Here is a 12,401-nt window from a genome sequence, read left to right as displayed (position 1 = left end):
ATAATGTTGAGTAATTTATTTATCGTACCAAACATCTTTTAAATATCCGTATCCGTATGAAGCATGTGGATATGAATCTCTTACATAAGGCTGTATCGGAGTCTTCGTATAATAAGTTGTGATTGGAATCGGATTAACTACATTTTCTAAAACATAACGTTGAATTTCATAGATATATTGTTTTCTTTTTTCAACATCCAGTATTGTTCTCTGTTCATCAAGCAATTTGTCTAATTCCGGGTCACTGATGTTATACCAGTTTCTGGAGCCATCCGTGTGTAATTGCGTACGAAGCCATTCATCAGGCTCCTGGAAATATGTTTGATAGCCTACACCCATGTCATAATCGACATTCGGCCATTTTTCCGAGAAGTAAGCAGCATATTCAACCACCTCTATTTCGACATTAATTCCCACGTTTCTTAAATCTTCCGCAACCCATTGTGCGACACGCACAAGTTGTTCTCCGTAGCCATTCGTTACCATCATGGTAGTATCAAAACCATTTGGATACCCAGCCTCTGCCAGTAGCTTTTTTGCCTCTTCTGGGTTATATGATAATAATTTTTCTCTCTCTTCTAAAGGTAAGGCCCAATCACCTAATGAAGGATTGACTGGTCCACTCGTTTCACCGCCGCCGTAGATAGCCTTAACCATTGATTTTCGGTCAACAGCCATACTAATGGCTTTCCGTACCCGTAAATCCGTAAAAGGTTCTCTTTCCATATTCATATACAACTGTTCCTGCGTAGCAAACAGAGCTTCAAAAATTTTGATATTTGGATTTGTTTTTTGTAATTGTGTTATTTCTTCAGGGGATAGTCCACCTATAGAATCTGCCTGACCTGTACGAAATGCTGCTATCCGTGAGCCCTGTTCCGGTACGACTTTATAAATAATTTCATCTAAATACGGTTTGCCTTCTTCATAATAATTCGGATTTTTTTTGTAAGTAGCCTGCACGTTATCTTCCCATTTTTCTAACACAAATGGACCTGTTCCAATGGCGTCAGTTGCTAAATCAACTTTCCCATCAATCGCTTCCTTAGGTAAAATCCACATGAAATGGTTTGCCATGAAATTTAAAAACGGAGCAAATGGCTGTTTTAATGTAAAGACTACTGTTTGATCATCTTGCGCCACGATACTTTCTACTACAGATAATAATGCTGCTTGATGACCAGGCAAATTGATGATTCTTTCCATTGTCGATACAACGTCCTCTGCCGTTAACTGTCTGCCATTTACCGGCTCTACATCATGCCAATATGCCTCTCGAAGATGGAACGTATAAGTCTTTCCATCATCAGATACTTCCCAACGCTCTGCAAGATCCGGCACAACATTATAATCTGTATAAGCTGCATCCGGTCCTGTTTCATAAGTAACTAGCTTGTTATAAACTAATCCTGCAAGCATATGTGTATAAATTGATGACTGACGATGAGGATCGAGCATATCAGGATCTGCAGGTGTAAGAATGGTATAGGTTCCACCACTTTTCGGTGCAGTAGTTCCTCCATCCTTATCGTCTGGCCCTTCATCTGATGATTCGTCAGCGGAGCAAGCACTTATAACAAGTACTAATAACCCCAAAATCAACACATAGATTATGGATCTCAGTTTTTTATCCATAAATATTTCCTCCTAAGGGAAAATTGTTATTAACTGCCTAAGACATTTTGGGATCAAGGAAATCCCGAAGTGCATCCCCAAATAAGTTAAATGCCAAAACTAGTATACATAAGGCTAAACCAGGGAAAAGCACAAGCCATGGTGCACTTTCCATGTATCTACTCGCATCACTCAACATTAACCCCCAGGATGGATTCGGTGGTGGAGTTCCTATTCCAAGAAAACTAAGTGATGCTTCAGCAATAATTGTTTGACCAAAAGCAAGACTTGCCATGACAATGATTGGTGCCATCATATTTGGCAATCCATGTCTCATAATGATTCGAAATGAACCTGCACCGACCGAGCGAGATGCTTCAACATAATTAGATTCTCGGATTCTCATCATTTCCCCTCGAACAATCCTAGCAAAACGAGGTATCTCGATAATCACCAATGCTATAATTACATTTTGGATGGCAGGTCCCAACAAAGCTGCAATAAATAAAGCAAGAATTAAAGCTGGAATTGACATAATTGCATCCATTATTCTTTGAATTACTAAATCGATTACCCCACCAAAATATCCAGAAATCATTCCAATTAATGTTCCTAATACAATTGAAATAACGACTGTTACAATTCCAACAAGTAACGATATTTGTGAACCAAAAATTAGACGACTAAACACATCACGTCCTAAATCATCAGTGCCCATCACATGTTGTGAGTTTGGTGCTGCCAAAAATGCTGTACGATCTTGACTAATTGGGTCAAACGGTGCAATGAAAGGTGCAAATACAGCGACGGTGAAAACTAAAAGAATAATTAAAAGAGATATAAAGCCAATTTTTTGCGTTTGAATAAAGCGTTTACAATCCTCTTTAAATTTTTTTAAGTGTATGTTCCTGCTCGCCTTTATACTCTCTTTTGGCAACTCAGAGTCTAGTTGTATTTGAGACAAATGAATCACTTCCTTTTCTTGAAACAAGAATATTGAGGCATTTTTTATTTAGTTCTAATTCGTGGATCTACCCAACCGTACATCACATCCACCATCAAATTTACTAATAAAAACATCGCTCCAAAGACCAGTACGGTTGACTGAACAACTGGATAATCTCTCACTAATACAGTTTCAAAAATCAGACTTCCTAATCCTGGGAGTGCAAAAATGGATTCAAGTACTACAGTTCCTCCAAGCAGATATCCAATTTGTAAACCAATTAATGTAATAACTGAAATCAACGAGTTTCTAAGGGCATGTTTGAATATTACAACCGCTTCTTTCGCACCTTTTGCCCGTACCGTTCTGATAAACTCCGAATGCAGTACTTCAAGAACAGCCGATCTTGTCATACGAACTATACTGGCACTTAGTGTAATAGCTAGACAAATTGCGGGTAAGAACATTTGCTGTAGATTAACAATAGGATTTTCTGCGAATGATTGATAACCAAGTGGTGGAATCCAATTGAAAGACAGTGATAATACAGTTAATAAGATTAGTCCCAACCAAAAGCTTGGAATAGATAATCCTCCAATTGAAATTACTTTTAAAAAATGATCTATAAATGTATTTTGTTTAACAGCGGAAATAACTCCAATCGGAATACCGATAATGATGGCTAAAACAATTGCCATTAGTGCTAATTGTATCGTTACGGGAAGTCTGTCTAATATAATCTGGGATACTTCCTTACCTGACCAAAGAGAACTACCCAAATCTCCTTGAAGCGCATTTTTACCCCAATCTATCAGTTGACCAAAAACACTTTTATCTAGACCCATTTCAGCTTTCAATGCAGCCATTTGTTCAGGTGTTGCACCAGAATTGGCCAACTGAAGGGTCACAACGTCACCAGGTACCGCTCTCATAATGATAAAAATGAAGGTTGTCATAATTAATAGTACGAATATCCCAAAAATTAAGCGCCTAACAATATAGTCAATCATATGTGTGACACCTCCTTATAGAAATGACAGGCAACAGTATGACCTTCTGTAATTTCCATTAGTTCAGGTTTTTCTTTTTTACAAAGATCCATTGCAAAAGGACATCTCGTATGAAATTTACATCCGCTTGGAGGGTTTGATGGACTTGGAACTTCACCACTTAGGATAATTCGGTCTGGTTGAATATTAGGATTTGGAATTGGTACAGCGGAAATAAGTGCCTTTGAATATGGATGGAGCGGTTCTGTAAATAAAGTTTGTGAATCGGTCACTTCTACGATTTCTCCTAAATACATGACAGCTATTCTATCTGAAATATATTTGACTACCGTTAAATCATGAGAGATAAATAAATAAGATAACCCTAATTTCAACTGAAGATCTTTTAATAAATTTAAAATTTGGGCTTGAACAGAAACATCTAATGCGGACACTGCCTCATCACAAATCAGAAGCTCTGGTTCAGTTGCCAAAGCCCTTGCTATACCAATTCTTTGCCTTTGACCTCCTGAAAATTGATGAGGAAATTTATGCATATCATTTTTAGATAGCCCTACGATTTCAAGCAGCTCTCCTACCCGTTGACGCTTTAAACTTCCTTTTGCTAGATTGTGCACTTCTAATGGTTCACCAATAATATCGAGAATTGTCATCCTCGGATTTAGAGAACTATAGGGATCTTGAAAAACAAATTGAACCCGCTTCCTTAGAACTTTTTTCTCTTTTCTATTAATATTTGATAATTGTTTTCCATCAAAACTTACTTCCCCATTCGTTGAGTCAATAAGACCTGTTATTAATCTTCCAACAGTTGATTTACCACAGCCGGATTCACCTACAAGACCAAGAACTTCGCCTTTATGAATATTCAGTGTTACCCCATCCACTGCCTTAACGTGTCCGATTGTTTTTGACAGTATTCCTTTTGTGATAGGAAAGTATTTTTTTAAGTCTGTTACTTCCAATAAATTCTTTTTACTGATTAAATGTTGATTGAGCTCAAAGACAGGCTCATTTTCTTCTGTTAAAATTGGTCCCTCCCAATTTCCTGTCAGGTTGGGATCTGCAATCCAACATTTGCTTTCTCGACCATTTGCTAATTCAAAAAGTGGTGGTTCCTCACTTATGCACTTATCAGTAGCAAAAGGACACCTTGGATGAAAACGGCAACCAGCTGGAATTTCTATTAAACTTGGAACATTTCCTTTTATCGTGAGCAATTTACGTTCTTTACTTGTATCAATTTTTGGAATACTTTTCATTAATGCTTCTGTATACGGGTGTTGAGGTTTATTAAACAAATCCTTCACATTCGACTGTTCTACAACCTGCCCAGCATAGACAACAACTACTTTATCCGCCATTTCCGCTACAACACCTAAATCATGTGTAACAAGGATAATCGCTGTTCCAAACTGGGTTTGCAAATCTTTCAGTAATTGCAGAATCTGTGCCTGGACAGTCACATCAAGAGCTGTTGTAGGTTCATCTGCAATAATTAAACTAGGTCTGCATGCAAGTGCTATGGCAATCATTACTCTTTGTCTTTGACCACCCGATAATTGATGTGGATAGGCATTAATACGGCTCTCAGGGTCCGGAAGTCCAACTAACCTTAATAATTCTAGTGCACGTTCCTGAAGTTCATTTTTACTAAGTGTTTCGTGAATTTTAATCGTTTCGGTAATCTGATCACCGATCGTGTATACAGGGTCTAAGCATGTCATCGGATCCTGAAAAATCATGGCAATTTCATTTCCTCGAATTTTTCGGATTTCCTCATTACTAATATCTTTTAAATTTAAATTATTAAACAGGATTTTCCCGGAAGTGACTTCTCCATTACTGTCCAACAAACGTAAAATCGAGAGTGCTGATACGCTTTTACCAGAACCTGATTCACCTACAATCGCTACTGTTTCACCTTTAGAAATACTAAATGAAATACCATCAACAGCTTCTAGGTTACCTTTTCTGGTCTTAAAAACCGTCTTCATTTCCTCTACTTGGAGTAGTGTGTCATTTTTTCCAGTCATTCGAATGCCTCCTTTCAAGTATATTAAACTACTTATATTAATCTAATATCAGGTTAGCAAATTGTTCTCTCAGCTTTATTTTCATGATTTTCCCAACACCATTTTTCGGAAGTTCCTGAATGAATTCAATATGACGAGGTGTCTTATATTTAGCTAAATTTTGTTGGCAGTATCCGATTAATTCACTTGCACTTACTTCTGCATCCGGCTTTTTCACAATACAAGCAACAATTTCTTCACTCATTTTTTCGGAAGGAACACCAATCACCGCAGCTTCCAAAACAGCTTCATGTTTAACTAGCAATTCCTCTAAATCTCTCGGATAAATATTAAATCCACCTCGAATAATTAAATCCTTTTTACGATCTACAATGTACAGATAGCCTTCATCATCCACTTTTGCCATATCCCCTGTATGAAGCCATCCATTTTGTAGTGCCTTTTTTGTTTCTTCTTCATTTTTAAAATAACCAGGCGTTACATTATCGCCTTGTACTAATAATTCACCGACATCCCCAACTGGTACCTCATATCCACCTTCATCCACGATTTTAATGTTTACACCTGGCATTGGTACTCCTACAGAACCTTCTTTAATCGGCATATCATTACGTTGTGTAGCAACTCCTGGCGATGCTTCAGAAAGTCCATACGCATCTCGTACCTCAGCCCCAAATTTTTCTTTAAACTTATGACGTAAGCTAATCGCTAGTGCAGCAGCCCCCGATCCAACTGTTTCTAAACTAGATAAGTCATATTTATAGGCATTCGGATGATAATACATCGCATGCACCATAGCCGGAACTGCAGCAAAGGATTTTACTTTAAATTTTTCAATAACCTTAAATACCTCTTCCGCATCGAATTTATCAAAAATAACAACTGAGCTTCCTAGCAAAAACATACTATTCATAATGCCAAAACCATAAATATGGGCTAGAGGAAGAACACCTAGAGTAGTACTTCTTATTTCGTCCTCCGCTCTAAGTTTTAATCCTGACATTGAATTTGAGTAGAGATTTTTATGCGTTAACATAACTCCCTTCGGTATACCCGTAGTGCCGGATGTATAAAGGATGACGGCTACATCTGATTCTTTTAACTCTAAAGGAGCATTTTCATAAATTGATATATTAGAAAGAGCCTTTTCCCATTCAATGATTTCGAACTCTTCTTGTATATCTTCCTCTCTTGGTTGATCAATGCAAATAATCTTGGGTTTAACAGATAAATCACTGGATGCATTTTTTAATTTTTGCAATAGAATAGATGATGTAATAATAACTTTTGCTTCAGAATTTTTTAAAATAAAGTTGATTTCATTTTCATGTAAAAGATACATAGCTGGTACAATGATGCCACCAACTCCTAATACTCCTTGGTAAGAGAAAATAACTTCGGGACAATTTGGCATACAAATTAACACCCGATCTCCTTTTTCCACTCCCAGAGAATGGACAAGACTAGAAACTTTCTTACAAATAATTTCCGTTTCACTATTTGTATAAGTTTTATCATAGAAATACAGAAGGTTATACTCACCAAAATTCTCAATATTTCCACCCAATAATTCAGTTAGTAACATGTTACCCTCCTAACTTTTATTTACTATTTTCATAGTATTTTTCACATTAAAGCGCTTACATTTTAAGGTCAATCTTTCCGATTATGAGTTACTAGTATCTTTGTGTAGAGATATTTCAATTTTCTGTTGGGAAGTTATTAAAAATGCAATACCTAATAGAATTACTGTTATAACAGCAGAAGTTATAAATGGAGCCGATACGAGATATATGAATACCCAGCCCCCCCAAAGAGGTCCAAGTATTCTCCCTAAACTATCCATTGATTCTTGGAGGCCTAATGTAATACCTCGCCCCATCTCAGTGCGTTTTGATAACATCGCTATAGTAGTCGGCCGAACCAATGATTGCCCAAAACCAGTAAAGACACATCCTAAAATTGCTACCCATATTAATGGCGCAAAACTAATTAAACAATAGCCAATTGCCGTAAAGGATAAGCCAATTTTTGTAATCGTGTCTTCATTCCATAATTCATAACATTTTTTTAGTAAAAAGAATTGTACCAAGACAGAAGTTCCAGCTTGTGCGCTAAAGGCCATACTTACAAAGATTGGGGTAGCTTCAAATTTTGCTATTAGATAATATCCAAGTAGACCGAAGAAACTCGAAGCTGCAATGGACAATCCAAGTATGATCATATAATGATTCCAATATCCGGTTTTCGTAACCATTGTAATGGATTTCCAAAAAGAAACTGTTTCATTATTTCCAGCAAACGTATTCTGAGTTTCTTTATTATCATTATTTATCGAATCTCGGATGTAAAAATGGGCAAAAGGTAGAGTTATTAATGCTAGAGATCCTGCAATAATAAAAGGTACTACGACTCCAAATGGAGAAAATAACCCTCCAATAGCTGGACCACACAAAAAGCCAAGTCCATTCACTGCCCCCATTTTCGCGATGGTTTGATTTCTAAACTCTTTTCTAGTGTGATCAGCTACCATCGAAAAAGCTGCAGTTTGAGTACCAGATGATATTGCTGCACCAATTAATCGAACTAAAAGCAATTGCCAATAATTTTGAGCCAAAATTAGTAAAAGGAAAGCTACACCAAAGCCAAATACGCCAATCATTAGAACGGGTTTTCTCCCTATTTTGTCAGCTAAACGACCCCATATCGGTGCAGTAATTAACTGGGAAACTGCCCAAATTATGATTAACGATGACATTTGAACTGATGAAAGCCCCAAATCATCTGCTAAGAATGGTAATGTAGGAAGTACTATTCCATAACCTGTCATCGTTAAAAACATTATGAATCCTAGTAGAAAGAACGCCTTCCTTTCCATCATCTATATTCATCTTCTTTCAATTTAATAGAAAAGCGGGGAACGCTCGCTTAGCCCTGACACAAGTTGGAGACTCTGACATGGAGGCGGTTTTGCCTCCATCGGAAGAGCCTAAGCGCATGGCGGTGCTGGCATTTACTATAATTTGAAAATATAGTAAAGATAATTGATGTTCTACCCACACTATTTCGGATTAAATTTTTGATTTGGCAAACTAACTATTCATCTAGAGCCACACTTATTAACTAACCGGTTAGTATTACTACCGCATAATAACTGACTAGTTAGTATGTTAAAGAAATAAATGAGTAGAAGCTGCCTTAATTAAAGTAACTCTCCAACTTTTGCATGACCTTTTAATAAATTTCTTGCAATCGTTCTGCGCTGAATTTCATCTGTTCCTTCGAAAATTCGGTATAATCTTAATTCTCTATACCATCGTTCAATCGGTAATTCCTTTGTATATCCCATTCCACCATGGATCTGAAGAACACGATCGACCACTTGATTTGCCATAATTGCGCCATTTAGTTTTGCCATAGACGATTGATGACGTGGATCCATACCATTTTCAGCCATCCATGCAGCTCTAAATACGATCCATTTTGCTGCTTCAATTTCAACTGCTGAATCTGCAATCATCCATTGGATTGCTTGACGTTCTGCTATAGGTTTACCAAAAGTAACTCGTGTTTTTGAATAGTCGATGGCCATTTGTAATAAGCGTTCTGCAGCACCGATTGCACCAGCAGGAATCATATATCTCCCTTGACCTATCCACTGCATGCCTAAATTAAAACCTTGACCCAGTTCTCCTAAAATATTTTCTTCAGGAACACGAACGTTATCAAATACTAATGTTGCTGGTCCCCATTCGCCCATTGTGTAAATATATTCCGACTTCCAACCCATTTCTTTATCTACAAGGAAACAAGTTACTCCGCCATTCGCGCCTTTTTCTTTATCTGTCACTGCAAATACCATGGCAAAGTCTGCTTCATTTCCATTTGTAATAAATACTTTCTCACCATTTAACACCCAATGGTCGCCATCTTTAACCGCTCTCATTTGAATACCTCTTGCATCTGATCCCGCATCAGGCTCGGTTAAAGCAAAGCAAGAACGTCTTTCACCATTAATAGTAGGGATTAAATATTTCTGTTTCTGTTCCTCGTTACCTAAATAAAGGATATTATCAGCAGAACCACCAAAGTTGAACGGTACAAAAGTTCTTCCTAATTCCATTGCAATTAACACTGACATAATTGGTCCTAAATTTGCTCCACCGTATTCCTCAGGCGTATTAATGCCCCAAAATCCAATTGCCTTTGCCTTTTCTCTTAATTCTTTTATTTTTTCATTAGAGATACCAGGTCTGCCTTCCCTTTCATTTTTTAATACTTCTTGCTCCAAAGGCTTCAGTTCTTTATTCACAAAATCTCTAACTGTTTTTTGAATCATTTTTTGTTCATCATTTAGCGTAAAATCCATTAATAACATCTCCTTGTAAATGAAATTATTTGAGTACGAAATTGTTAAATAATATTCACAATTTTATAGAATACTCAGTTACAACACGTTATGAATCTAACAGTTTATATATGCGAAAAATTTTGAAGCGCTTTCATTTTATAAAGAATGGTCTTTTAATAAAAAAAAGAAACCCAAAAGAATGAAAACATTCAGGTTTCTTAACAGCTTTCGTATCAAATTATTTTTGTTCAAATCTTTGGAAATTTGTTCTTTCAATACGTGTAAATATTTATTTAAACTTCACAATCCAAGGTAATGTTTCTTCACCAAAATCAGTCATCGTGTATAAATAATTTTCCTTTTGCCACTTCGCCATTGTTCCAGTTTGCTCAGCATCGACATGTAAAGAACCATAATCTTTTGGTATCGGAAGAATGTTCGTTTCTAAAAATTCGACTGTTTCCTTTGCTGTGTTCAAGCTTTCCTCAGCCTTTTCCGTCAATGACCGGGCAATAATTGCCCAACGCCCTTCATTCCAGCTTGTAAATAGAGAGCCTGCCCCGCCATCCTGGTAGCCTGTAATTCCGTGCCCTAAATCAACAGCTTGTCCACTATCGTAAAGAGTTTGATCAATTTCTTTACTCGCCAATTCCTTTGAATCATATTTGGTAATTGTTAATTGACCTGTATACGTGCCGCTTTGCTTTATAGCGTTATCATTTATTGCCAGTTTAGATGGAGTTTCATAGAAATTAAATGTTATGACATTATTATTTGTCGTTGTAATCGCAGTTAAATAGCTGTCCTTTGAAACAGGAAAGTCAGTTGGCATGTTGACATCCCAATTACTCGGAATAATACTTTGAAAATCTTCTGCCGTAGCAGTATTGCCTGCCGGTTGATTAGAAACTGTCTCATCATTATTTGGAGAATTTGTTGTTTCTACTTCATTAGACTTTGTATCTGCTCCGGAATCCTGATCGGCTGTCGTGTTATTATTCGTCTCGTTACACGCTGTTAGAAGAAGAAAGCTTAAGACAAATGGGACATATTTTTTCAAGATCTCACTCCTCAAGTTTGGCTTGTATAAATTATCATACATGTTTCAAAATACATGTACAAATGATGGATAGCACTTCACTCGTACAAAAAAGCGCTGATTCTAATAAAAGAATCGCGCGGTTTTTATATCAACGAGCTTAGTTGGGTTATGTAAGCTTCGTTCTAGTGAAATCAATATATCTTGTTCCTTGGAAAGTTAACGTGCCGATATCCCCTTCTGCGAGCATACCATATTCCTTGCCTGAAACATGAAACTCAGACCGGTCACCACTCTCAAATTCAAATGTTATAAAGTACTTTGTAGAGGTACTGTGCGAGTGGTGGTTATTATCATGATGGTGATGATTATGTCTCGTTACACTTGTTCGTTTAACTTTTACTATGGCCGGAACAGTCAGGCGAGGTGAGTTTTCATTTTCCCTCCATTGTCTTAAACCACTGAATATATTGCCAATTATTAAAATAACTATGATAATAAAAATAAGTGCTATAAATATTGGCCCGAAGTTGAATAACCAATCCCCACTTCCTGTCATGTCATACATGATATTCCCCCCTTCCTCTGATAACTAAATTATACGGATAAAATGGAAGAAAGTTTCAAAATTATGACATATATTTACCAAATAACTTCTATAGCCATATAATTATAAAAAAACGAGCGCTGATTCATTTTACAGAATCGCACCCGCCTACTTATACAATATTAAAATGAAGATAATCATACTAATGAAAACGTCGCAATTGGTTCATATTTCGGTGTGTTTTCTATATTCGATTTATAAAGGACGATTTCAGTGATTTGAAAAGATAAAGGCTTTTCTTTGAATGGGTTATGCGTGACTAAGTTGTCCACATTGAAATCTTCATTGCCTTCCCATTTTCGTGCCAATGTAATATGTGGATGATAAGGCCGTGTTTCTAGTGTAAACCCTTCATCTAGACAAGTTTTATGCACAATTTCCTGTAGTTTATACAAAGGGGCTGCTTCACTCACCGCTCCCCAAAATATACGAGGTGAACTTTGAGCCCCAAATACACCCAGGCCTTTAATGTCTAACATAAATGCTTTTTGATTTTGTATGGCGTTCCCAACTGATTTAATTACGGATGAAAGTTGCTGCGGATTTACAGCACCGAGAAAGGCAAGCGTTATATGATAATCATTTAAATCTACCCAACGCTTAAACTGGAATATTGGTTTACTTCGTGTGAGTTCCTCGTGAATGGTTTGTTTAATTCCATCCGGAATCCGAACCGCCCAAAAATAGTGCGCCACTCTCTCCATATTCTTTCACCTCTTTTTATAAAAGAATGGACATTATTATTAAAACTAATACAAAAATATCTTATCGATCGTATTTCCCTTAGATTCCTTCTGA

At 36.8% G+C, this 12,401-nt stretch carries 10 protein-coding genes; all 10 read right to left on the bottom strand.

The features are described from left to right. Positions 1-15: 15 nt before the first annotated feature. Positions 16-1,635 (bottom strand): ABC transporter substrate-binding protein, encoded by a 1,620-nt coding sequence (locus tag M3166_RS03565; RefSeq protein ID WP_251687406.1) that lies wholly within the window; start codon positions 1,633-1,635, stop codon positions 16-18. A gap of 37 nt (positions 1,636-1,672) precedes the next feature. Then, positions 1,673-2,587, bottom strand: a complete 915-nt coding sequence (locus M3166_RS03560) for an ABC transporter permease (protein ID WP_251690005.1) — start codon at positions 2,585-2,587, stop codon at positions 1,673-1,675. A gap of 35 nt (positions 2,588-2,622) precedes the next feature. Beyond that, positions 2,623-3,570: an ABC transporter permease gene (locus M3166_RS03555; protein WP_008404003.1), complete on the bottom strand. Its 948-nt coding sequence runs from the start codon at positions 3,568-3,570 to the stop codon at positions 2,623-2,625. After that, positions 3,567-5,606, bottom strand: a complete 2,040-nt coding sequence (locus tag M3166_RS19310) for an ABC transporter ATP-binding protein (protein ID WP_285848712.1) — start codon at positions 5,604-5,606, stop codon at positions 3,567-3,569. The genes M3166_RS03555 and M3166_RS19310 overlap by 4 nt, the downstream gene beginning before the upstream one ends. 37 nt (positions 5,607-5,643) lie before the next feature. After that, the gene (locus tag M3166_RS03540) at positions 5,644-7,191 is read right to left on the bottom strand and encodes a class I adenylate-forming enzyme family protein (RefSeq protein ID WP_251687404.1); all 1,548 of its coding nucleotides are present in this window, start codon (positions 7,189-7,191) and stop codon (positions 5,644-5,646) included. Positions 7,192-7,272: 81 nt separating this feature from the next. After that, the gene (locus M3166_RS03535) at positions 7,273-8,484 is read right to left on the bottom strand and encodes an MFS transporter (RefSeq protein ID WP_275656654.1); all 1,212 of its coding nucleotides are present in this window, start codon (positions 8,482-8,484) and stop codon (positions 7,273-7,275) included. 324 nt (positions 8,485-8,808) lie between these two features. Continuing rightward, complete coding sequence (locus M3166_RS03530; protein ID WP_008404007.1) at positions 8,809-9,975, bottom strand: acyl-CoA dehydrogenase family protein; 1,167 nt, start codon at positions 9,973-9,975, stop codon at positions 8,809-8,811. Positions 9,976-10,246: 271 nt separating this feature from the next. After that, the gene (locus M3166_RS03525) at positions 10,247-11,017 is read right to left on the bottom strand and encodes a hypothetical protein (RefSeq protein ID WP_251687402.1); all 771 of its coding nucleotides are present in this window, start codon (positions 11,015-11,017) and stop codon (positions 10,247-10,249) included. A 148-nt stretch (positions 11,018-11,165) separates the two neighbouring features. Then, entirely contained in the window at positions 11,166-11,564 is a 399-nt protein-coding gene (locus M3166_RS03520) for a DUF2500 domain-containing protein (RefSeq protein WP_251687399.1), read from the bottom strand. 176 nt (positions 11,565-11,740) lie between these two features. Further along, complete coding sequence (thpR, locus tag M3166_RS03515; protein WP_251687397.1) at positions 11,741-12,307, bottom strand: RNA 2',3'-cyclic phosphodiesterase; 567 nt, start codon at positions 12,305-12,307, stop codon at positions 11,741-11,743. Positions 12,308-12,401 lie beyond the last annotated feature (94 nt).

It is taken from the genome of Solibacillus isronensis, from assembly GCF_023715405.1.
Lineage (GTDB): Bacteria > Bacillota > Bacilli > Bacillales_A > Planococcaceae > Solibacillus > Solibacillus isronensis_B.
The sequence above is the reverse complement of the archived record's forward strand: the minus strand, read 5'-3'. Positions and strand labels throughout refer to the sequence as shown.

Bases quoted from the DNA above. Each gene is read 5' to 3' on its own strand.
- M3166_RS19310 (WP_285848712.1), bottom strand. From the start codon at position 5,606: ATGACTGGAAAAAATGACACACTACTCCAAGTAGAGGAAATGAAGACG.
- M3166_RS03565 (WP_251687406.1), bottom strand. From the start codon at position 1,635: ATGGATAAAAAACTGAGATCCATAATCTATGTGTTGATTTTGGGGTTA.
- M3166_RS03540 (WP_251687404.1), bottom strand. From the start codon at position 7,191: ATGTTACTAACTGAATTATTGGGTGGAAATATTGAGAATTTTGGTGAG.
- M3166_RS03530 (WP_008404007.1), bottom strand. From the start codon at position 9,975: ATGGATTTTACGCTAAATGATGAACAAAAAATGATTCAAAAAACAGTT.
- thpR (WP_251687397.1), bottom strand. From the start codon at position 12,307: ATGGAGAGAGTGGCGCACTATTTTTGGGCGGTTCGGATTCCGGATGGA.
- M3166_RS03555 (WP_008404003.1), bottom strand. From the start codon at position 3,570: ATGATTGACTATATTGTTAGGCGCTTAATTTTTGGGATATTCGTACTA.
- M3166_RS03535 (WP_275656654.1), bottom strand. From the start codon at position 8,484: ATGGAAAGGAAGGCGTTCTTTCTACTAGGATTCATAATGTTTTTAACG.
- M3166_RS03520 (WP_251687399.1), bottom strand. From the start codon at position 11,564: ATGTATGACATGACAGGAAGTGGGGATTGGTTATTCAACTTCGGGCCA.